Origin of the sequence: Actinomadura vinacea (assembly GCF_039532545.1) — a bacterium.
Classification (GTDB): Bacteria; Actinomycetota; Actinomycetes; order Streptosporangiales; family Streptosporangiaceae; genus Spirillospora; species Spirillospora vinacea.
Genome location: NZ_BAAARW010000005.1, coordinates 237,512 through 257,052 on the forward strand (window position 1 = coordinate 237,512; position 19,541 = coordinate 257,052).

General features: G+C 73.2%; 23 protein-coding genes. 13 read left to right on the forward strand and 10 right to left on the reverse strand.

Going from position 1 to position 19,541, the window contains the following annotated elements; all coding sequences use genetic code 11:
- Positions 1-142 precede the first annotated feature (142 nt).
- Positions 143-841, reverse strand: coding sequence for a DUF6882 domain-containing protein (locus ABD340_RS07665; RefSeq protein ID WP_344587871.1), 699 nt, complete (start codon positions 839-841; stop codon positions 143-145).
- Positions 842-984: 143 nt separating this feature from the next.
- Between ABD340_RS07665 and ABD340_RS07670 the strand changes: the two genes are divergently transcribed.
- Positions 985-1,572: a hypothetical protein gene (locus ABD340_RS07670; protein WP_344587873.1), complete on the forward strand. Its 588-nt coding sequence runs from the start codon at positions 985-987 to the stop codon at positions 1,570-1,572.
- Here ABD340_RS07670 and ybaK read toward each other — a convergent pair.
- Both ybaK and ABD340_RS07680 read right to left on the reverse strand, forming a co-directional pair.
- Positions 1,456-1,947, reverse strand: a complete 492-nt coding sequence (gene ybaK / locus ABD340_RS07675) for a Cys-tRNA(Pro) deacylase (protein ID WP_344587875.1) — start codon at positions 1,945-1,947, stop codon at positions 1,456-1,458. The genes ABD340_RS07670 and ybaK overlap by 117 nt on opposite strands.
- Positions 1,948-1,963: 16 nt before the next feature.
- Positions 1,964-2,626 (reverse strand): LON peptidase substrate-binding domain-containing protein, encoded by a 663-nt coding sequence (locus ABD340_RS07680; protein WP_344587877.1) that lies wholly within the window; start codon positions 2,624-2,626, stop codon positions 1,964-1,966.
- Positions 2,627-2,835: 209 nt separating this feature from the next.
- On the opposite strand from ABD340_RS07680, the gene ABD340_RS07685 reads away from it, so the two are divergent.
- The 11 genes from ABD340_RS07685 to ABD340_RS07735 all read left to right on the forward strand — a co-directional run bounded on the left by ABD340_RS07685 (position 2,836) and on the right by ABD340_RS07735 (position 10,540).
- Entirely contained in the window at positions 2,836-2,988 is a 153-nt protein-coding gene (locus tag ABD340_RS07685) for a hypothetical protein (protein WP_344587878.1), read from the forward strand.
- Between the two features lie 67 nt (positions 2,989-3,055).
- Complete coding sequence (locus ABD340_RS07690; RefSeq protein ID WP_344587880.1) at positions 3,056-3,877, forward strand: PhzF family phenazine biosynthesis protein; 822 nt, start codon at positions 3,056-3,058, stop codon at positions 3,875-3,877.
- A gap of 110 nt (positions 3,878-3,987) precedes the next feature.
- A complete protein-coding gene (gene hisD, locus ABD340_RS07695) occupies positions 3,988-5,298 on the forward strand; it encodes a histidinol dehydrogenase (RefSeq protein WP_344587882.1) in 1,311 nt (436 codons plus the stop codon).
- Positions 5,295-6,383: a histidinol-phosphate transaminase gene (locus ABD340_RS07700; protein WP_344587884.1), complete on the forward strand. Its 1,089-nt coding sequence runs from the start codon at positions 5,295-5,297 to the stop codon at positions 6,381-6,383. Before hisD ends, ABD340_RS07700 begins: the two co-directional genes overlap by 4 nt.
- A complete protein-coding gene (gene hisB, locus ABD340_RS07705; RefSeq protein ID WP_344587886.1) occupies positions 6,380-6,973 on the forward strand; it encodes an imidazoleglycerol-phosphate dehydratase HisB in 594 nt (197 codons plus the stop codon). The genes ABD340_RS07700 and hisB overlap by 4 nt, the downstream gene beginning before the upstream one ends.
- Positions 6,974-6,975: 2 nt before the next feature.
- Positions 6,976-7,146, forward strand: a complete 171-nt coding sequence (locus tag ABD340_RS07710; protein WP_344587888.1) for a hypothetical protein — start codon at positions 6,976-6,978, stop codon at positions 7,144-7,146.
- A complete protein-coding gene (gene hisH / locus ABD340_RS07715) occupies positions 7,143-7,784 on the forward strand; it encodes an imidazole glycerol phosphate synthase subunit HisH (RefSeq protein ID WP_344587890.1) in 642 nt (213 codons plus the stop codon). Before ABD340_RS07710 ends, hisH begins: the two co-directional genes overlap by 4 nt.
- 31 nt (positions 7,785-7,815) lie before the next feature.
- Positions 7,816-8,535 (forward strand): bifunctional 1-(5-phosphoribosyl)-5-((5-phosphoribosylamino)methylideneamino)imidazole-4-carboxamide isomerase/phosphoribosylanthranilate isomerase PriA, encoded by a 720-nt coding sequence (gene priA, locus ABD340_RS07720; RefSeq protein WP_344587892.1) that lies wholly within the window; start codon positions 7,816-7,818, stop codon positions 8,533-8,535.
- Positions 8,532-8,918, forward strand: coding sequence for a RidA family protein (locus tag ABD340_RS07725; protein WP_344587893.1), 387 nt, complete (start codon positions 8,532-8,534; stop codon positions 8,916-8,918). The genes priA and ABD340_RS07725 overlap by 4 nt, the downstream gene beginning before the upstream one ends.
- Positions 8,915-9,679, forward strand: a complete 765-nt coding sequence (hisF, locus tag ABD340_RS07730; RefSeq protein WP_344587894.1) for an imidazole glycerol phosphate synthase subunit HisF — start codon at positions 8,915-8,917, stop codon at positions 9,677-9,679. Before ABD340_RS07725 ends, hisF begins: the two co-directional genes overlap by 4 nt.
- A 12-nt stretch (positions 9,680-9,691) precedes the next feature.
- Entirely contained in the window at positions 9,692-10,540 is an 849-nt protein-coding gene (locus tag ABD340_RS07735; RefSeq protein WP_344587895.1) for an ATP-grasp domain-containing protein, read from the forward strand.
- Between the two features lie 147 nt (positions 10,541-10,687).
- On the opposite strand, the gene ABD340_RS07740 is transcribed toward ABD340_RS07735, so the two are convergent.
- Together ABD340_RS07740 and ABD340_RS07745 are read right to left on the reverse strand one after the other, a co-directional pair.
- Positions 10,688-11,953 (reverse strand): YeeE/YedE family protein, encoded by a 1,266-nt coding sequence (locus ABD340_RS07740; protein ID WP_344587896.1) that lies wholly within the window; start codon positions 11,951-11,953, stop codon positions 10,688-10,690.
- Positions 11,954-12,112: 159 nt separating this feature from the next.
- Complete coding sequence (locus ABD340_RS07745; protein ID WP_344587897.1) at positions 12,113-13,840, reverse strand: CocE/NonD family hydrolase; 1,728 nt, start codon at positions 13,838-13,840, stop codon at positions 12,113-12,115.
- A gap of 174 nt (positions 13,841-14,014) precedes the next feature.
- Here ABD340_RS07745 and ABD340_RS07750 point away from each other — a divergent pair, with 174 nt between their 5' ends.
- On the forward strand, positions 14,015-14,620 hold the full coding sequence (locus tag ABD340_RS07750; RefSeq protein WP_344587898.1) for a hypothetical protein: 606 nt from the start codon (positions 14,015-14,017) through the stop codon (positions 14,618-14,620).
- Between the two features lie 16 nt (positions 14,621-14,636).
- Here the strand turns inward: ABD340_RS07750 and ABD340_RS07755 are convergent, their stop codons facing one another.
- The 5 genes from ABD340_RS07755 to ABD340_RS07775 all read right to left on the reverse strand — a co-directional run bounded on the left by ABD340_RS07755 (position 14,637) and on the right by ABD340_RS07775 (position 19,409).
- Positions 14,637-15,797: an acyl-CoA dehydrogenase family protein gene (locus ABD340_RS07755; protein ID WP_344587900.1), complete on the reverse strand. Its 1,161-nt coding sequence runs from the start codon at positions 15,795-15,797 to the stop codon at positions 14,637-14,639.
- A 47-nt stretch (positions 15,798-15,844) separates the two neighbouring features.
- Positions 15,845-17,062, reverse strand: a complete 1,218-nt coding sequence (locus ABD340_RS07760; RefSeq protein ID WP_344587901.1) for a winged helix DNA-binding domain-containing protein — start codon at positions 17,060-17,062, stop codon at positions 15,845-15,847.
- A 78-nt stretch (positions 17,063-17,140) separates the two neighbouring features.
- Positions 17,141-17,473, reverse strand: coding sequence for a hypothetical protein (locus ABD340_RS07765; RefSeq protein WP_344587902.1), 333 nt, complete (start codon positions 17,471-17,473; stop codon positions 17,141-17,143).
- A 91-nt stretch (positions 17,474-17,564) separates the two neighbouring features.
- Positions 17,565-18,050 carry a hypothetical protein gene (locus ABD340_RS07770; protein WP_344587903.1) on the reverse strand — a complete coding sequence of 162 codons (486 nt, stop codon included), beginning with the start codon at positions 18,048-18,050 and terminating at the stop codon, positions 17,565-17,567.
- 105 nt (positions 18,051-18,155) lie between these two features.
- Positions 18,156-19,409 (reverse strand): hypothetical protein, encoded by a 1,254-nt coding sequence (locus tag ABD340_RS07775; protein ID WP_344587904.1) that lies wholly within the window; start codon positions 19,407-19,409, stop codon positions 18,156-18,158.
- Positions 19,410-19,541 lie beyond the last annotated feature (132 nt).

Here is a 19,541-nt window from a genome sequence, read left to right on the forward strand (position 1 = left end):
GGCTGTGTCTATCCGGGGGGCCACCCCCCAGCCCCCTGCAACCCCCGGCAGGGGCTCCGCCCCCACACCCCCGTGGGGCTTCGCCCTTTAGAACACATCCATCCGTAAGGGGCCCAGCCCTTCGCATCCTGGCGGGGCGGGGTCAGAGGCCGGCGGGGGTGAGGTGGGCCTGCCAGTCGATGAACCGGCCCAGGCCGTCGAAGAGGGCGCGGGCGGTGCCGCCGCCGGGGAGCCGGATCTCGGTCACGCCGTCGCCCTCGCGGTAGGCCACCCGGTGCCGGCTGAGCAGCCGGGCCAGCGTCAGCCGCGGCTCGTGCGGGAACAGGCTGACCGCGTTCATCAGCAGGCGGGGGACGGGGACCGGGTCCCACGCGGCGGGCGGCGCCTGCGGGTCGTCCACGTGCAGGTAGGCCGAGCCGCCGTCGTATCCGGCGCCGATGTAGCCGCTGCCGCCCAGCACGCCGCCGGCCGCCATCGCGATCAGTTCGCCGCCGTGCCCGGCGGGCCCCTCGTACCAGCTGAGGTCGACCTCGGGCGTGGTGAACTCGGGGATGCCCAGCCGGCGGCCGAGACCGCGGATGGCCAGGGTCGGCTCCACCGCGGGATGGTCGTCGCCGAACTGCGGATTCGCCCAGCCCCACAGCCAGGTGCGCTCGCGCGCCGCGTAGCTGCCCAGCAGCGACACCCGCACCGTGACCCCGCCGCTGGAATAGGTGCGGGCGGTCAGGTCGGCGCTCCAGTCCTCGCGGGGCAGGAACTCGGCGAGGGTCTCCTGCTGCTGGAGGACGACCGCGGCCAGGGCGGCGCCGAGGCGTTCGAACGCGGGACTGAATCCGGACATGTCGGGCACATTATCTCAGAGAATCGGGCCGCTCTGCGGCGTGAATCGGGCACCATTCGGTTGTCGATGGGCTGACCCGGTCAGGTTAGGCTTTCGCTGTCCCGGCCAACCGTCAAAGGAGCGAACGAAGTGCGGCGACCGACATGAGGCCCGTGTGGACCTGGGCGGTCACCACTCTGATCATCGCACTTCTCGGGCTCCCGGCCGGGCTGTTGTGGACGGAGATCTCCCCGAAGGTGACCTACATCGTCGTCCAAGGTCAGGCGCTTCTGGCCGAACCGGAAGGCCAGGGCCCGATCGGGGTGGACGGCCGGTTCGCGCTGATCGCCGTCGTGGCGGGCGTGCTGTGCGGCGCCGCGGCCTACTTGGCCGGCGGACGCGGCAACGACCTGCCGCTGGTCCTCGGGCTGGCGGCCGGCGGGCTGGCGGCGTCCCTGCTGGCCTGGCGGCTGGGCCACCAGATCGGCCTGGACGCCTTCCAGCGCGCGGTGCGGCGGGCGCCCGACGGCCGCACGGTCACCGGCGTCGCCCAGCTGCGCGCGACCGGGATCCTGGTGTTCTGGCCGCTGCTGGGCGTCGCCGTGTACGGGGTGCTGGAGGCGCTGGTGAAGCGGCTACCCGCGGGCGACCGGGGCGAGGCCGGCATCGGTCAGCCGGACCAGATCGGCGGGGGCCAGTTCGATCTGCAGGCCGCGCCGGCCGGCCGAGACGTAGACGGTCGGGAAGGCTGAGGCGGAGGAGTCCAGCACCGTCGGCAGCCGGCGGCGCTGCCCCAGCGGGCTGATCCCGCCGACCACGTACCCGGTGGCGCGCTCGGCGTCGCGCACCTCGGCCATCCGCGCCTTCTTCCCGCCCGCCGCCGCGGCGAGCGCCTTCAGGTCCAGCGACCCCGACACCGGCACGACCGCCACGGTGAGCGTCCCGTCGACGTCGGCCACCAGCGTCTTGAACAGCCGCTCGCGAGGGACGCCGAGCGCGTCGGCCGCGGCCTCACCGTAGGACTCGGCGGCGGCATCGACCTCGTACGGATGCAGCGCGTACTCGATCCCCGCCTTGGCCGCCGCCACCGTCGCGGGCGTCCCCTGCCCCTTGCCGTTCTTCGCCATGCCCCTCAGTCTGCAGTCAGTTGGGGTGGAAGGCGGCATCCAGGAACTGGCCCGCCGGGACGGTGGGCATCGCGTTGAGGAGGCGGTTCTCCCGGATCAGCAGGTGGTGCTCGGCGCGCAGCCGCAGCGCGGCGTCCTCGGCCTCCAGCAGGCGCTGCTTGTCGTGGCCGTCCAGCACGACCGCCGCGGCGATGAGGTAGGACAGCCGCACCGGGTCCTCGGGCAGCTCCACCGGCTCGGTGACCTCCGCGCCCGCGGCCGCGAGCCGGTGCCGGTACAGCTGGAACAGCAGCCGCACCCGGTGCGCCACCGGACCCGGGTCGGTACCCGGCTGCTCCGGCAGGAACTCCACCTCGCCGCACAGGTACGGCCGTGCCCGGTCCAGCTCCTTGATCCGGAACCGGGAGGCGCCGACCGTGACGAGGTCGTACCGGCCGTCGGGACGGCGTTTCACCCCCTGCAACTCGGCCACGCAGCCCACCTCCGCCAGCCGCAGCCCGGCGGTGTCGCCGACCTCGTGGCCCAGCTCGATGCCCACGACGCCCAGCCGCCGCGGCTCGGGCCGCTCCAGCAGGTCGCGCATCATCAGCAGGTAGCGGTCCTCGAACAGGTGCAGCGGGAGCACCAGGCCCGGGTACAGCACCGTGCCAAGCGGGAACAGCGGAAGCCGCTCGGTCACCGCATCCCCCACCCTCGCCTTCTGGCGTGCGTTCTTCGAAAGAGCGCTTCGCGGTCAGGGTACGTCCGCCGCGGCGATCTCGGTGGACGGGAATTCTCATAGTCTGAAGGAGGCATCGCGCATGGTCACCCCGGGCCAGATCGCCGCAAGCCGCCCGCCAGGCGGCCGGGAGCCCGTTAGCGTCGGCCCGAAACACACTGGAGGCCGCCGTGATGTGGCTCAACCTGATCTTCCTGAGTGTGGCGAGCCTGACCGTCGGATTCGTGCTCGGCTGGTTCGTCGCCTCCCCACGCCGCTGGACCGACCGCTTCGAGCCCGCGGAGCAGACGGACGACCTGTCGTCCTTCACCCGGCGCGCCTGACCCCGACCGGGCCACTCGCTCCGATTGGCCATGTTGCGCGAGATGCCGCCGGGCTAGCGTCGGCGGCATGCGAATACTCGTCGTCGACGCCTTCACCGACCGGCCCTTCGCCGGGAACCCCGCGGGGGTCTGCCTGCTGGACGTGCCCGCCGACCCCGCGTGGATGCAGCGGGTCGCCGCTGAGATGCGCCACTCGGAGACCGCCTTCGTCCGTCCCCTGGATGACGAGTTCGAGCTGCGCTGGTTCACCCCGACCGTCGAGATCGAGCTCTGCGGCCACGCCACCCTGGCCGCGGCGCACGCCCTGTACGAGACCGGTACCGTGCCGGACGGCCGCCCGATCCGTTTCCGTACGCTGCACAGCGGCGTGCTGACCGTGCGCACCGGGGCGACCGGCCTGCTGGAGATGGACTTCCCCGCCACCCCGCCCGAGCCGGTGCCGGTACCGGAAGGGCTGGCGGACGCGATCGGCGTCCCACCCGTCTGGACGGGCCGGAGCGCCCAGAACGACCTGCTGCTTGAACTCCCCGACGAGAAGACCGTACGGGAACTGGCCCCCGACATCCCAGCCCTGGCCGCCCTGGACGCCCGCGTTGTGATCGTCACCGCCCGGCCGGACCACCCGGCCGGCGGAAGCGACTTCGTGTCGAGGGTCTTCGGCCCGCGGGTCGGCTCCGATGAGGACCCGGTGACCGGCTCGGCGCACTGCGCCCTGGCCCCGTACTGGACAGGCAAGCTCGGCCGCCCTGACCTGCAGGGCCACCAGGTGTCCGAACGCGGCGGCCTGGTCCGCACCGAGCTGCGCGGCGACCGCGTCCTCCTCTCGGGCGACGCCGTCACAGTCCTGGACGGAGAACTAAGAGCCACCCCCGATACCAACAACACATGAACCCCGGGGTGGGTGTGCCCTGGAGCGAGCTTCCAGGCGAGCGCAGGGGTGCGCCCGCCCCGCCCGGGTGGTGTGGAGGGTCGCCCCTCCACAATGAATAGACTGTCCTGGTGATTTCCCGTATCGACCTGCGCGGGTCACTGCCCGGTGACCTGCGCTCCGTGCTGCCACGCGCCGAGTTCGACGTCGAGGCCGCCCTTGAGAAGGTGCGGCCGATTTGCGAGGGCGTGCGGCATAGGGGCTCGGCCGCGGTGCGGGAGTACACCAAGGACTTCGACGGCGTGGAGCTGGAGCGCGTCCGGGTTCCGGTCCAGGCGGTTCACGAGGCGCTGTCGGGGCTGGACCCGGCGGTGCGGGACGCGCTGGAGGAGGCGATCCGGCGGACCCGTGCCGTGCACCGCGATCAGCGCCGCGCCGATGTGACGACGCAGGTGGTGCCGGGCGGCACGGTGACCGAGCGGTGGGTGCCGGTGCGGCGGGTGGGCCTGTACGTGCCCGGCGGGCGGGCGGTCTACCCGTCCAGCGTGATCATGAACGTGGTGCCGGCGCAGGAGGCCGGGGTGGAGTCGCTGGCCGTGACGTCGCCGGCGCAGGCCGAGTTCGGCGGGCGGCCGCACCCGGTGATCCTGGCGGCGTGCGCGCTGCTGGGCGTGGACGAGGTGTACTCGGCGGGCGGCGCGCAGGCGGTGGCGATGTTCGCCTACGGCACCGAGGAATGCCCGCGCGCGGATCTGGTGACCGGTCCCGGCAACGTGTACGTGGCGGCCGCCAAGCGCCTGCTCAAGGGCGTGATCGGGATCGACTCCGAGGCGGGGCCGACCGAGATCGCGATCCTGGCCGACGGCACGGCCGATCCGGTGCACGTCGCCGCCGACCTGATCAGCCAGGCCGAGCACGACGTGCTGGCGGCGGCGGTGCTGGTGACCGACTCGCCGGAGCTGGCCGGGGCGGTCGAGCGCGAGCTGGCCGAGCAGGTCGCCCGGACCAAGCACGGCGAGCGGATCACCGCGGCGCTGGCGGGACGGCAGTCGGCGATCGTGCTGGTCGCCGACCTGGAGGACGGCCTGAAGGTGGTGGACGCCTACGCCGCCGAGCACCTGGAGGTCCAGACGGCGGGGGCGCGGGAGCTGGCGGCGCGGGTCCGCAACGCGGGCGCGATCTTCGTGGGGCCGCACGCGCCGGTGTCGCTGGGCGACTATCTGGCCGGGTCCAATCATGTGCTGCCCACGGGCGGGTGCGCGTGCCATTCGTCGGGCCTGTCGGTCCAGTCGTTCCTGCGCGGCGTCCATGTCGTGGAGTACGACGAGGCCGCGCTGGCCGAGGCGACGGCCCGCGTGGTGACGCTGGCCGAGGCCGAGGACCTGCCCGCGCACGGCGCCGCCATGAAGGCCCGCTTCGACTGGGAGATCCCGACCCGATGACGTCCCTGGACGACCTGCCCATCCGCGACGACCTGCGGGGGCGTGAGCCGTACGGTGCGCCCCAGCTGGAGGTGCCGGTCGCGCTCAACACCAACGAGAACCCCTACCCGCCGTCCGAGCGCCTGGTGAAGGCGCTGGGCGAGGCGGTCGCCGACGTGGCGGGTTCGCTGAACCGCTACCCCGACCGCGACGCCGTGGCGCTGCGCGAGGACCTGGCCGCGTTCCTGAACGAGGACACCCCGGGTGCGGGGCTGACGTCCCGCCAGGTGTGGGCGGCCAACGGCTCCAACGAGATCATCCAGCAGATCCTGCAGGCGTTCGGCGGTCCGGGCCGCGCCGCGATGGGGTTCGAGCCGTCGTACTCGATGCATCCGATCATCACCCGGGTGTCGGGCACCCGGTGGATCGACGCGCACCGCGACGAGGACTTCGGTCTGGAGCCGGCGCGGGCGGTCGCGGCGATCGAGGAGCACCGTCCCGACGTGGTGTTCCTCACCTCGCCGAACAACCCGACCGGCACGGCGCTGCCGCTGGAGTCGATCGAGGCGGTGCTGGCGGCCGCACCCGGGATGGTCGTGGTGGACGAGGCGTACGCCGAGTTCCGCCGGGCCGGCACCCCGTCGGCGCTGACGCTGCTGCCCGGCAACCCGCGGTTGATCGTGACCCGGACGATGTCCAAGGCGTTCGCGATGGCGGGCACCCGGCTGGGCTACCTGGCCGCGGACCCGGCCGTGGTCGACGCGCTGCTGCTGGTGCGGCTGCCGTACCATCTGTCGGCGGTGACCCAGGCGGTGGCCCGCACCGCCCTCGCGCACGGCGCCGAGCTGCTGGGCACCGTCGACCGGTTGCGCCGCGAGCGCGACGATCTGGTCGGCTGGCTGCGCGGCGAGGGCTTCACGGTGGCCGACTCCGACGCCAACTTCGTCCTGTTCGGCCGGTTTCCGGACCGCGGGAGGATCTGGCGCGGCCTGCTCGACCGGGGCGTGCTGATCCGGGAGGTGGGCCCGCCCGAGTGGCTGCGGGTGAGCGTCGGCACCGCCGAGGAGATGGCCGCGTTCCGAACCGCGATGAAGGAGAGCGTGTGACGCGCAAGGGAAGGATCGAACGCGGGACCAAGGAGACCCAGGTCCTGGTCGAGATCGACTTGGACGGCACCGGCACGGTCGACGTGGCCACCGGTGTCGGGTTCTTCGACCACATGCTGGCCCAGCTGGGCAAGCACGGCTCGTTCGACCTCACCGTCAAGACCTCCGGCGACCTGTACATCGACGCCCACCACACCATCGAGGACACCGCGATCGCGCTGGGGCAGGCGTTCCGGGAGGCGCTGGGCGACAAGGCGGGCATCCGCCGGTTCGCGGACGCGTCGATCCCGCTGGACGAGGCGCTGGCGCAGGTGACGGTGGACGTGTCCGGCCGGCCGTACCTGGTGCACACCGAGCCCGAGGGCATGGCGCCGATGATCGGGCCGGAGTACGACATCACGATGACCCGGCACATCTTCGAGTCGTTCGTGTCGAACGCGCAGGTCGCGCTGCACGTTCACGTCCCGTACGGGCGCAACGCGCACCACATCGTGGAGGCGCAGTTCAAGGCCCTCGCCCGGGCGCTGCGGGACGCGGTCGCGTTCGACCCGAAGGTGCACGGCATCCCGTCCACCAAGGGGGCGCTGTAACCGTGAACATCGGCGGCCTGGAGTTCACCTACGGCAACGTGCTGATGTTCGGCCTGGCGGTGTTCCTGCTGATGGGCGTGATCAGCTTCATCAAGCAGGGCCTGAAGATCGCCGCGGTGGTGGTCTTCGTGCTGACGGCCCTGGCGTTCACGGCGGGGGTCATGCTGCTGTGACCAAGAAGATCGTCATCTTGGACTACGGCTCGGGCAACCTGCGGTCGGCCGAGCGCGCGGTGGCGCGGCACGGCGCCGAGGTCGAGGTCACGTCCGACTGGGACGCCGCGCTGGACGCCGACGGCCTGGTGGTGCCGGGTGTGGGCGCGTTCTCGGCGTGCATGGAGGGCCTGCTGTCGGTGCGCGGCGCGCAGATCATCGGGCGCCGGCTGTCCGGGGGTCGTCCGGTGCTCGGGATATGCGTGGGCATGCAGATCCTGTTCGGCGAGGGCATCGAGCACGGCGTGACCACCGAGGGCTGCGGGGAGTGGCCGGGCGTCGTCGACCGGCTCGAGGCGCCCGTCGTCCCGCACATGGGCTGGAACACCGTCGACGCGCCCGAGGGCACGGTGCTGTTCCGCGGCCTCGACCCCGGCACCAGGTTCTACTTCGTGCACTCCTACGCCGCGCGCCGCTGGGAGCTGCGGCCCGACCCGACCGGCACGATCAAGCCGCCGCTGGTCACGTGGGCCGAGCACGGCGACCGTTTCGTCGCCGCCGTCGAGAACGGCCCGCTGTGCGCGACCCAGTTCCACCCTGAGAAGTCCGGCGACGCCGGCGCCGAGGTCCTCCGGAACTGGCTCTCCACTCTCTCCTGACGCTTCGCGACCCCTGGATAAGGTTCTTCATATGACACTCACTCTCCTTCCGGCCGTCGACGTCGCCGACGGCCAGGCGGTGCGCCTGGTGCAGGGCGAGGCCGGCACCGAGACCTCCTACGGCGCGCCCCTGGACGCCGCGCTGGCCTGGCAGGACGCGGGAGCGGAGTGGATTCATCTGGTCGACCTGGACGCGGCGTTCGGGCGCGGCTCCAACCGGGAGCTGCTGGCCGAGGTCACCGGCACGCTGAAGGTCAAGGTCGAGCTGTCGGGCGGCATCCGCGACGACGCGTCCCTGGAGGCGGCGCTGGCGACCGGGTGCGCGCGGGTCAACATCGGCACCGCCGCGCTGGAGGACCCCGCCTGGTGCCGCAAGATCATCGCCGAGTACGGGGACCGGATCGCGGTCGGGCTGGACGTGCGCGGCACCACGCTGGCCGCCCGCGGCTGGACCCGTGAGGGCGGCGACCTGTGGGAGGTCCTCGCCCGGTTGGAGGACGACGGCTGCCCCCGCTATGTCGTCACCGACGTCACCAAGGACGGCACGCTGCGCGGCCCCAACACCGAGCTGCTGCGGGAGGTGTGCTCCCGCACCGACAAGCCCGTGATCGCCTCCGGCGGTGTGTCGTCGCTGGACGACCTGCGCACCCTGGCCACCCTGGTCCCTGAAGGTGTCGAGGGCGCGATCGTCGGGAAGGCCCTGTACGCGCAGGCGTTCACGCTCGAAGAGGCGCTCGAGGCGGTCAAATGATCCAGCGGATCTCCTCGGGCGGGCCCTGGGAGGAGCGGTTCGGCTATTCCCGCGCCGTCATGGCCGGGAACCTGGCGCTGGTGGCCGGCTGCACCGCGACCGTGGACGGCGAGGTCGTCCACGTCGGCGACGCCTACGAGCAGACCCGTACCGCGTTCCAGGTCGCGCTGTGGTCGCTGGAGCGGCTCGGGCTGTCGGCGAGCGACGTCGTCCGCACCCGCATGTACCTCACGCGGGCCGACGACGCAGGCGAGGTCGGCCGGGCGCACGCGAGCCTGTTCAAGGACGTGCGGCCCGCGGCGAGCCTGCTGGTGGTGGCCGGGCTGCTCGACTCGCGGATGCTGGTCGAGGTCGAGGTCGAGGCGTATCGGGGGAGCGCATGAGCGGGGTGGCGGTCCGAGTGATCCCGTGCCTGGACGTGGACGCCGGGCGCGTGGTCAAGGGCGTGAACTTCCAGAACCTGCGGGACGCCGGCGACCCGGTCGAGTTGGCCCGCCGGTACGACGCGGAGGGCGCCGACGAGCTGACCTTCCTCGACATCACCGCGTCCAGCGGCGACCGCTCCACCACCTACGACGTGGTGCGCCGCACCGCCGAGCAGGTGTTCATCCCGCTGACGGTGGGCGGCGGCGTCCGCACGGTCGAGGACGTGGACCGGCTGCTGCGCGCGGGCGCCGACAAGGTGTCGATCAACACGGCCGCCATCGCCCGGCCGGAGTTCCTCCGCGAGGCGGCGCACCGCTTCGGCTCGCAATGCGTGGTCCTGTCGGTGGACGCCCGCCGCCAGGAAGGCACGGCCTCCGGTTTCGAGGTCACCACCCACGGCGGGCGCAAGGGCACCGGCATCGACGCGGTCGAGTGGGCGCGGCGCGGCCAGGAGCTGGGCGTGGGGGAGATCCTGCTCAACTCCATGGACGCCGACGGCACCAAGGGCGGCTTCGACCTGGAGATGCTCGGCCGGGTCCGGGCGGCCGTCTCGGTGCCGGTGATCGCCAGCGGTGGCGCGGGCGCGCTGGAGCACTTCCCCCCGGCGGTCGGCGCGGGCGCGGACGCGGTGCTGGCCGCCAGCGTCTTCCACTTCGGCGAGCTGAAGATCTCTGAGGTCAAGGACGTCCTGCGCGCCGCAGGCCACCCCGTTCGCTGAGGAGCCCCCCGAATGCCCGTCGCCCTCGCCACGTTCTCCGGGCTGCTCGAGGGCAGCCCGGACGCCCAGGCCCTCCGTAGGGCCCTGCTCGCCCTCGGCGTCGAGACCACGGTGGCCGCTTGGAACGATCCGTCCGTCGCCTGGGACGCCTTCGACCTGGTCGTCGTCCGCTGCACCTGGGACTACACCGAGTACCGCGATGACTTCCTGGCCTGGGCCGAGCGGGTGCCCCGCGTCTGCAACGCCCCCGACGTGCTGCGCTGGAACACCGACAAGCGCTACCTGCGCGACCTGGCGGACGCGGGCGTGCCGGTCGTCCCCACCCTCTGGGACCCGGACGGCCTGCCGTCCCACTGGCCCGAGTACGTGATCAAGCCCGCGGTCTCGATCGGCTCCCGCGACACGGCCCGCTGGGGCCCGGGCGAGGAGGACCAGGCCCGCGCCCACCTCCGCGATCTCCGCGCCCGCGGCCGCACGGTGATGCTCCAGCCCTTCCTGACGGCCATCGAAACCGCCGGCGAGACCGCCCTGGTGTTCCGCGACGGCGAGTTCAGCCACGCCGCCCGCAAGGCCCCCATCCTGAGGGCGAACGCCGGCATCGAGGGCCCCGTGACCGGTGACGACTCCAGGGGCCAGATCACCCCCGCGACCGCCACGGACGACCAGCTCGCCCTGGCCCGCCAGACCCTGGCCGCGGTCCCGGGCGCCCCCCACCTGCTCTACGCGCGCGTGGACATGGTCCCCGGCCCGGACGGGTCCCCGGTCGTCCTGGAACTGGAACTGACCGAGCCCAACCTCTTCCTGGACAAGTCTCCTGAGGCCGCCCAGGCCTTCGCCCAGGCGATAAGCACCCGCCTCTGAACAGGATCTTCCAGCCGCTCTGGGACGAGATGTCGATCTCCGCGGGCAGGTACGAGACAGCGGTCTCCACCGGGCGGCCGTCGATGAGATACCGGCGTCGGCGGACGAACACGCCGCGTCCGTGCTCGGCCACCCTGATCGACGCGGTCAGCAGACGCTGTCGCGGGGTTTGGGGTTGGGGAGGTCGAAGAGGGTGCGGGCGCGCAGGCCCACGTAGGTGCCGCCGATGGCGGCCAGGCCCCACAGCCAGCCGTGCAGGCTGCCGGAGGCGATGCCGGCCAGGTAGGCGCCGATGTTGCAGCCGCCGGCGAGGCGGGCGCCGACGCCCATGATGATCCCGCCCAGGACGGCGGCGGCGGCGGTGCGCCACGGGATGCCGCGGTGCAGCGTCCAGGCGCCGCTCGCGGCGGCGGCGACGGCGGCGCCCAGCATGATCCCGATGTCGGTCAGGCTGGTCTTGTCGGCCAGGACGGGGCCGTTCAGCATCGCGGCCTGCCTGGGCTGCTCCCAGAACGACCACGTCTCCGGGTGCAGCCCGAGCAGCTGCAGGAACTTGGCGCCCCACAGTGCGAACGCGCTGGTGATGCCCCAGGCGCCGCCGGAGACCAGCAGGACGGCGCCGCCGAGGACGGCCAGCACGACCGCGCCGGCCGCCAGCGGCCAGGAGCCCCGGACGATCCGCAGCGCCCCCCGGGCGGACGGGGCGGTGCCGACGGGCGGCGGGTTGCGCCGCTTCTGGATCACGCGGGTCAGCGCGACCACGCCGAGCAGCGCGGCGATCGTGACGGCCCAGGAGCCGAACCAGCCGATGTGGTCGGCCATGACTACGCTCGGAAGGGCCGGAAGGTCCTTCACCAGGTCGAACTGCCAGGTGTAGAGGACCGAGCCGGCGATGAAGCCGCCCAGCGTCAGGACGATCGTGGACTGGCCCGACCCGATCGCGAACAGCGTGCCGGACGCGCAGGCGCCGCCCAGCTGCATGCCGATGCCGAACAGGAAGGCCCCGGCCAGCAGGGCGACGCCCAGGTCGCCGTCGGACGGCGCGGGCGTGGAGCCGAACAGGCCGGTGCCGGTGCCGATGATCAGGGCGAAGAGGGTGGCGGTGGTGCCGAGGAGGAGGGCGTGGGCGCGCAGCCCGGTGCCGTTGCCGACGGCCGCGAGCTGCCGCCAGGCGGAGGTGAAGCCGAAGCGGGAGTGGAACAGCGCCAGGCCCAGGCCGAGGCCGAGCAGCAGCAGGACGCCCTGCTTGGTGCCGTGCTGCGTCCACACGTAGGCGGTGAGGGCGACCGAGCCCAGGGCGGCGACCAGCAGCGGAACCCGGTTGACGGGCTTGAGGTCCTCGGCGGGCGGAGCGGGGGAGGAGGTGGCGGACGGGGCGAGCAGGCGCGGGCGCGCAGGCAGCGTCGCGGACAAGGGTTCTCCAGGGAAGCAGGGGCGTGGCCGCCCGCAGGAGCAGGGGTATCGGCGGGGTCAGCCGTGACAGAGGCCGTCGTCGACACAGGTGAGCGCCATGGTGAACAGCACCATGCGCAGCCCGGCCGTGGAACCTGATCCGCTCATAACCCGGACACTCTACCTGGTGAGGTGGGAAACCTCCCAGTCCTCCTCTTCTGGGGCGGATCGGGCGGCCTCGGGGGAGCGTTCGACGACCGGGAGCAGGACCGCCGAGGGGTGGTCGGGGTCGTGGAAGACCTCCTGCCGGGCCGGGACGGAGGCGCGGGCGGTGGCGAGCGGTTCGCCGGTGCCCGGGTTGGCCGCCACCTTGGGGTAGGCGCCGCTGGTCACGTGCACGCGGACGCGGTGGCCGCGGCGGAACCGGTGCCCGGTGGGCCACAGTTCGATGGCCAGCCGCCTGACGCCCTCGGCGTCGGCCGCGGGACGCCCCGGGGCCAGCCGCAGGCCGCCCTCGCACACGTTGCGGGACGTCCCGTCCGGCGCCACGTCGCACAGCCGGACGATGAAGTCGGTGTGCTCGCGGCTGGACCGCACGAACAGGTCGGCGGCCACCGGGCCGACGAGGTCGAGGTCCGCGGAGAGCGCGGGCGAGGTGAAGACCAGGACGTCGGGGCGCCGCTCCAAGGGGCGGTTGTCGACGGGCTTGGAGCTGCCCAGCAGCGTGGGGCCGCCCAGGGCCGGGGTGGGTGCTGCCGGTTCGAAGACGTAGCGGCTGGCGGGAGCGTCCTGCGGGCCGTCCTCGCCCAGGCCGCCGCCGGCGTGCAGGTGCCAGCGCTCCTGCCGCATGCCGGGCGGCGGCCAGTCGGCGTAGTCGCGCCACTCCCGGGCCCCGGTGACGTAGACGCGGACGGGGGCGGCGCGCAGGCCGGAGGTGTCGCCCAGCAGGTGCGCGCGGAACCAGGCGAGCGACTCCCGGAACGACACCAGGCCGTGGCGGGCGTCGGTGTGCCACCACGGCCCGACGGTGAGGTACGGGCTGTGCCCGGCGGCCCGGAGCGCGAGATAGTCCTTGACCTGCCACGGCAGGAACACGTCGTACCAGCCGCCCAGGAGGGAGACGGGCGCGGTGACCTCGCTGACCCGTCCGCTGAAGTCGCGATTGAGCCAGTACGCCGAGGCGGGGTCGTGGTGGGCGGCGAGGAGGTCCTGGTAGAAGCGCATGGGGGCGCCGCCGGTCAGGACGTCCAGTTCCGACAGGGGCCGTCCGCTGCGCGCCGCCCGGACGGCCCGGCGCCGCGACAGCAGCGGTCCGGTGAGCAGCCCGAGCGGCTGCTGCTGCCGGTGGGTCAGGGTGGTCCAGGACAGCGTGGACTCGAGCGCGAACGAGCCGCCTACGTATGCCGCGTCCCGGAACGAGGAGGCGGTGATCTGCAGGGACATCGCCTTGAGCGCGGGTCCGGCGTCCGCCGCCAGGGCCCACGCCGAATAGCCGAGGTAGCTGGCCCCGTAAGCGGCGAACGATCCGTTGAACCACGGCTGGTCCCGCAGCCACTCGACGGTGGCCAGGCCGTCGTCGCGTTCGCTGCCGAGGGGGTCGAACTCGCCCTCCGAGCCGAACGTCCCGCGCGCGCTCTGCACGAGCAACTGGAAGCCGAACGGCACGAAGGGAAGGCCGTTGAGCACGGCGGCGGGGCCCCGGCGCCCGTACGGCGTCCGGACCAGGATGGTGGGCGGGGGACGGCTCGCCCAGGCGGGCGCGTACCGGTCGGCGAGCAGCGTCGCGCCGTCGTGCATGGGAATGCGCAGGTCGCGCTCGACGCGGTAGCGCATGAACGCGCTGGCCCAGAGCGTGCGAGCGCCGGGTATCCGTAGGGGGGCGACGTGCAGGCGGTCCCTGAGGGCCATGCTGCCTCCAGTGCGCCGTGTGACCCCGGCGGGGGACGGGTGTCCGTCGGCCGGTTCGGCTACTACTTAGTAACAATAGCCGTTCAGGCGTCCGGCGGCACCTTCGCCTATATTTACTGCTACAAGTGAAATATCGCGGGGGAGAGCATTATGTGGCCAGGATCCGATCTGCCCATGGGGCCGCCGCCGCACCAGCCGCAGGCGCGCCCGGCTCCCCCGCCCATCCGGCCCGGCGCCGGCTGGTACTCGCTGCCGCTCACGCTCATCCTGCTGCCCCTGCTCCTGTTCGTCGTGGTGTTCGCCCTCAACTGGAGGGACTCGGAGGCCGCCGACGGCCCGAGCGCGGCGGGCGACGCCCGCGCCGGGGTCAACGTCGAGCTGACCTCCGGCCACACCTACTTCCTCTACGTCCGCACCGGCGCCGCGTCTCCGACGTCCTGCGCCCTCGCCGCCGGCGGCGATCCCGTTCCCGTCCCGCTGACCCGCGAGCACGGCTGGAGCGCCAGCGACCGGGCCGGGTACCGGTACGCCTCGACCTTCGAGGCCCCGCTGTCCGGACGCTTCCGGCTGGTCTGCGCGGGCGTCGACGGGCAGGTGCTCATGCAGCCCGACGACACCTCCTACGGCTACCTGGGGCTGGCGTTCCTGGCCGTCGTGGTGGCCGGCGGCACCGGGGCCGTCATGTTCATCGTGATCGCGGTGATGCGCAGCAGCAGCGCCAAACGCCGCCGCGCCGCGCTCAGCGCGCCCCCGGCAGGGCCGTACGGCACCCCGTACTGAGTCGTAACGGGCCCTTTTACCGGACGTCCCGCTCGGCGTCGCGGGCCAGGTGGCGGCCGATCACCATCCGCTGGATCTGGTTGGTGCCCTCGAAGATCTGCATGACCTTGGCCTCGCGCATGTACCGCTCGACGGGGAAGTCGCGGGTGTAGCCGTACCCGCCCAGCACCTGCACGGCGTCGATCGTCACCTTCATCGCCGCGTCCGTCGCGACCAGCTTGGCGATCGACGCCTGCCGCCCGAACGGCAGGCCCCGGTCCTTGCGCCGGGCCGCCTCCAGGTAGGTGGCGCGGGCCGACTCCACCGCCGCGGCCATGTCGGCCAGCAGGAACGACAGCCCCTGGTTGGCGATGATCGGGCGGCCGAACTGCTCGCGCCCGGCCGCGTACGCCACCGCGTGGTCCAGCGCGCCCTGCGCCAGTCCCACCGCGCACGCCGCGATGCCCAGCCGGCCCGAGTCCAGCGCCGACAGCGCGATCGGGAAGCCCTGGCCCTCCTCGCCCAGCCGGCTCCCGGCCGGCAGCCTGGCGTCCTCGAAGATCAGCTGTGCGGTGGTGGAGCCGGTCAGCCCCATCTTCCGCTCCGGCGGCCCGAACGTCAGCCCCGGCATCGCGCCGTCGACCAGGAAGCAGCTGATGCCGCGCCCGCCCTCGTCGGACGTCCGCGCGAACAGCACGTAGAAGTCGGCCTCGCCGCCGTGGGTGATCCAGGTCTTGGTACCGGTCACCCGGTAACCGTCGCCGTCCGGCACCGCCCGGGAGCTCAGCGCGGCCGCGTCGGAGCCCGCGTGCGCCTCCGACAGCGCGTACCCGCCGAGCAGCTCGCCGCCCAGCAGCTCGGGCAGCCGCTTGCGCTGCTCGTCGGTGCCGAACGCGGCGGCCGGGTAGCAGGACAGCGTGTGCACGCTGACACCGACCGCGACCGACGCCCACACCGCGGCGATCTCCTCCAGGACCTGCAAGTACACCTCGTACGGCTGCCCGCCGCCGCCCTGCTCCTCGGGGTAGGGCAGGCCCAGCAGCCCGGCCCGGCCGAGCAGGCGGAACATCTCGCGGGGGAACGCCTCGGCCTCCTCCGCGGGAGCGGCGCGCGGCGCCAGCTCCTTGCGCGCGATGTCGCGGGTCAGCGCGATGAGGTCCTCGGCTTCGGAGGTGGGGAGCATGCGTTCTGCGGGCATGCCCTCATCTTCGCCGATGCGCGGGCGGCCCCGCATCGGCGGCCGGGTCAGGACGCCAGCTCGCGTTCCAGCGGGGTGCGGAACCGCGGCGTGACGCGCACGTCGCCGCACCAGGCGGCGATCCGCCCGGCCTCGGCCGCGATCGCCGCCTCCGCGTCCGCGCCCACGTCCTCCAGCAGCCGCACCGCGACCTCGCCGTCGGCGCGCTGTGCCCAGCCGCCCACGACCCGGCCGTCCCACCACACGGTCGGGCCGATGTTGCCGGACCGGTCGAACAACCGCGGCGCGTGCCCGCCCAGGAACCAGCCGCGCTCCTGCCAGCCCATCGGGGTCGGATCGAGGGCGGGCAGCAGCGCCGCCCACGGCCCGTCGGCGGGTTCGGGAGGGGCGTCGAGGTCGTCGGCGAGCACCAGCCCGGTCGTGGTGCCGGCGTGCTCGTCGCGCAGCTCGACCTCGCCCACGTCCAGCAGGGTCAGGGCCTTGCGCACCTCGGCGGCCGTCCAGCCCGTCCACCACTTGAGGTCGGAGACCGGCGCGGGCCCGAACGCCCGCAGCCAGCGGCCGGCCAGCTCGGCCCGCGCCCGGTCGGCCGGCATCGGCGCGATCCCGCCGGGCAGCCACGCCTCGACCGGGGACCAGCGGTACTGGCTGCTGATCCACGACCCGTTGGGACGGCCCCGCACGATGCGGCCCTTGCAGCCGAGCGTGACCAGGACCCAGGTGGTGATGCCGGTGGGCCGGGAGTACGGCTTGCCCGGCGATGCGTCGATCTTGGTGCGCAGTCGCGGCTCGGCGGCGCTGACCTGCGCCCCGGTGGCCTCGCCGCGCTCCAGCAGGACGCGGTGGGCGGACTCCTCCACCTCGTCCAGCCACGCGGTCAGGCCGGCCCCGGGAGCGTCGATCTGCTCGAGGATGCCGCCGCGTTCCATCAGCCGCTCGTAGGTGCGGCGCTGCCGGACGGCCAGCGCGTCGGCGCAGCCGGCCTGCAGCGCCGGAACGAGCTCGACCGGGACGACGAACATCGTGCGGCGCATGGCGAGCATCCGCAGCAGGGCGCGGTCGTCGTAGAGGGCGGTCTCGATGTCGGCGGGCGTGATCCCGTCGCCGCGCGCCGCCACCGACAGGAACACCGTGGCCGGGTCGGTCGCGTGCAGGGCCACCATGGAGCGCGCGACGGCGGCGGCGTCGCCGGTCCGGGCCGAGGGCGCCAGCCGGTGCCGCAGCGCCAGCCGGGTCCGCCGCTCGGCGGCATCGATCGAACGCATGGTCGAATCCTACGCGTCCGACCGGCCCCGCGCGGCCCGCTCCGGCACTTCCGGGAGCGGGCCGCGCGGGTGTGGCGATCAGCCGCCGTTGGAGATCTTGACGACGACGTTGTCCTTGGTGACGGACTGGACCGAGACGTCGAAGCCCTCGGCCTGCTCGCCCTGGCCCACCGGGACCGTGATCTGCTGCCCGGCGACCTTCATCGTCACGTTCTGCCCCTGCACGCTCACCAGCTCGGCCTTCACGCCGAGGATGGACGCGCTGGCGTCGACGCCGCGGTCGAAGGTCACGGTGCACGCGTTGACGGTGCAGTCGGTCTCGGCGTTCTCGGCGCTGCACGCCGCGGCCGCGCCCAGGGGCAGCAGGACCAGCGGAAGCACGGCCAGTTTCCGGCGAACGGAGGAGATCATGACTGCGAGTCTAGAGTGCGTGACAGCCCTGGGACCCCTCCCGCAGGTGGAACCGCGCGTGACGAATGTAGTACCCGGCGGTGATGGGCTCTCAGCCGCCCTGATGGTTCCCGTTGCCGCCCTGGTGGTTCCCGTTGCCGTTCTGGCCGCCTCCGCCGCCGCCGTGGTCGTCCCCGCTGACGATCTTGCCGCCGACGTCCTTGCGGAGCGTCTCCAGGATCTGCGGGGTGGCGACGGCCACCCAGCGCGGCCCGACCAGGTACGAGCCGCCCCACGGCTTGGCCTCGGTGAGCCAGGCGTCGCGGCCCTTGTCGTTGGTGAAGCTGACCAGCGTGTAGCGCCCCTTGGCCGTCTTGCACGCGCCTTGGCGCAGTTCCGCGGCGTTGCGTGTGCCGGTCAGCGTGCAGCCGGTCTGCTGTGCGAGCTGCTCGATGGTGGCCGGTTTGGCCTCCGGCCCGCCCGCGCCGTCCTGCGACGACTTTTCGGACCCGCCGCATCCTGCGGCCAGCGGCAGCACGATGGCGGCGCCGCACAGCAGCGCGGCCTTGACCGGGGTCATCTGGTTCAGGGAGCCCATGGGCCCGTCCTCCCGCGATGTTTTACGTGATCGAGGGAAGGTACGCAGCGGCGCGGCCGGGGGTTCAGCGCCCGGGAGGCGAATCGGCCGGGGCCTGAACGAGGGCTACATGAGGCGGCCGGCGGCGGTGGCGCGCACGCCGGGTTCTTCGGCGTCGTCGTGGTGCAGCCGTTGCAGGCGGATGCGCGTCTCGGAGGTGAGGGGGGCGGTCTGGGAGGCGACCTGCCGCACGCCCTCCTCGCAGTCCCACAGGCCCTCGACGGTGTAGGACTCGGCGGTGTGGGGGGCGGTACGGGTCAAGGCGGTCAGCACACGCGGTCGTAGGAAGGAGTAGGTCGACTCGGTCCAGGCGGTCTTCAGCAGCGGCACGGCCTCGCCGGCGCGCAGCCTGCCCAGCCCCTCGATGGGCCCGGCGCTGCCGCGCCAGTCGCGGTGTTCAAGGGCGTCGCGCAACTCGGTCATCAGCAGGGGGATGTCCTGGTGGGTCCCGTACCGGGCGAGGATGCTCAAGCCCATGTCCGCGCACCCGCCGCGTGTCGTGGCCCACGACCGGGCCCGTGGGAGGGCCTCAGGGCCGTACTGGCGCAACGCCCGGCACACCGCGCCGCCCCATCTGTTGGGACGCTGCGGCAGGATCTCCTCCGCCAGGTCGAGCAACTCGGGGGCGCGCCTGCGGCCCAGTTCGAAAATGGCCGCGACCGCGCCGTCGTCGCGCCGCCGGGCCATGTCGAGCAGTTCGGCCTCGGTCCGCTCGCCGCGGTCGCCGCGGTCGCCCGTCCCGCCGCCGGGACGCCGCGGCCGGCCGGTCTCCCGGACCCGGGTCAGCGCCGCGGCGATGCGCGGCTGGCGGGCCGCCCAACTCTCGATCACCGGATTGTGCGGATCGGAGATCAGACTGACCAGGGTGGCCTCGTCGCAGCGCGCGGCGACCAGCGCGTCCATGCCGGCGGCCAGCGCCGGGTCGCCCAGCTCGGCCAGGGCGTACAGCGCGTCGAACCAGTGGTCGCCCTCCTCGGCGTACCGGCGAAGCGGGGCGGCGGCCTCCCGGCGGCTCAGCCGCACCAGCTCGGTCAGCACGTCCAGTGCCAGCTGGATCCGCCGCTCGTCGTCGGCCACGGAGAGGCCGTGGTCGGCCGGGGCGAAGAGGTGCTCGGCGACCGGGCCGACCGGCAACTCCAGGTCCACCATGAGGCGGGCGTAGTAGAGGCCCCGCGACTCGCATTGGGGATCCCAGCGCGGATCGCGGCGAATGCAGTCGTAGACGTACTCACCCGCGCCCGGCTTGTCGGCCGCGCGCCGCGCAGCCCTGCCCAGACCCCGCTGCAGCTGCCCGTGCAGCGTGCCCGCTGATTGCATCATGACCTCGTTCTTCACCACGCCAGAATGCGCACTCGACCAGATATCGGGCAAGTGCTTTACCCCTGATCGGCCGGTCTCCTTCCCCGGCAGGGAGCCGCCCAAGCATCTCCGGCCGATACAGGAGTCACCGGG

Bases quoted from the DNA above. Each gene is read 5' to 3' on its own strand.
- ABD340_RS07665 (WP_344587871.1), bottom strand. From the start codon at position 841: ATGTCCGGATTCAGTCCCGCGTTCGAACGCCTCGGCGCCGCCCTGGCC.
- ABD340_RS07670 (WP_344587873.1), top strand. From the start codon at position 985: ATGAGGCCCGTGTGGACCTGGGCGGTCACCACTCTGATCATCGCACTT.
- ybaK (WP_344587875.1), bottom strand. From the start codon at position 1,947: ATGGCGAAGAACGGCAAGGGGCAGGGGACGCCCGCGACGGTGGCGGCG.
- ABD340_RS07690 (WP_344587880.1), top strand. From the start codon at position 3,056: ATGCGAATACTCGTCGTCGACGCCTTCACCGACCGGCCCTTCGCCGGG.
- ABD340_RS07700 (WP_344587884.1), top strand. From the start codon at position 5,295: ATGACGTCCCTGGACGACCTGCCCATCCGCGACGACCTGCGGGGGCGT.
- priA (WP_344587892.1), top strand. From the start codon at position 7,816: ATGACACTCACTCTCCTTCCGGCCGTCGACGTCGCCGACGGCCAGGCG.
- ABD340_RS07725 (WP_344587893.1), top strand. From the start codon at position 8,532: ATGATCCAGCGGATCTCCTCGGGCGGGCCCTGGGAGGAGCGGTTCGGC.
- hisF (WP_344587894.1), top strand. From the start codon at position 8,915: ATGAGCGGGGTGGCGGTCCGAGTGATCCCGTGCCTGGACGTGGACGCC.
- ABD340_RS07735 (WP_344587895.1), top strand. From the start codon at position 9,692: ATGCCCGTCGCCCTCGCCACGTTCTCCGGGCTGCTCGAGGGCAGCCCG.
- ABD340_RS07745 (WP_344587897.1), bottom strand. From the start codon at position 13,840: ATGGCCCTCAGGGACCGCCTGCACGTCGCCCCCCTACGGATACCCGGC.
- ABD340_RS07750 (WP_344587898.1), top strand. From the start codon at position 14,015: ATGGGGCCGCCGCCGCACCAGCCGCAGGCGCGCCCGGCTCCCCCGCCC.
- ABD340_RS07755 (WP_344587900.1), bottom strand. From the start codon at position 15,797: ATGCCCGCAGAACGCATGCTCCCCACCTCCGAAGCCGAGGACCTCATC.
- ABD340_RS07760 (WP_344587901.1), bottom strand. From the start codon at position 17,062: ATGCGTTCGATCGATGCCGCCGAGCGGCGGACCCGGCTGGCGCTGCGG.
- ABD340_RS07765 (WP_344587902.1), bottom strand. From the start codon at position 17,473: ATGATCTCCTCCGTTCGCCGGAAACTGGCCGTGCTTCCGCTGGTCCTG.
- ABD340_RS07770 (WP_344587903.1), bottom strand. From the start codon at position 18,050: ATGGGCTCCCTGAACCAGATGACCCCGGTCAAGGCCGCGCTGCTGTGC.
- ABD340_RS07775 (WP_344587904.1), bottom strand. From the start codon at position 19,409: ATGATGCAATCAGCGGGCACGCTGCACGGGCAGCTGCAGCGGGGTCTG.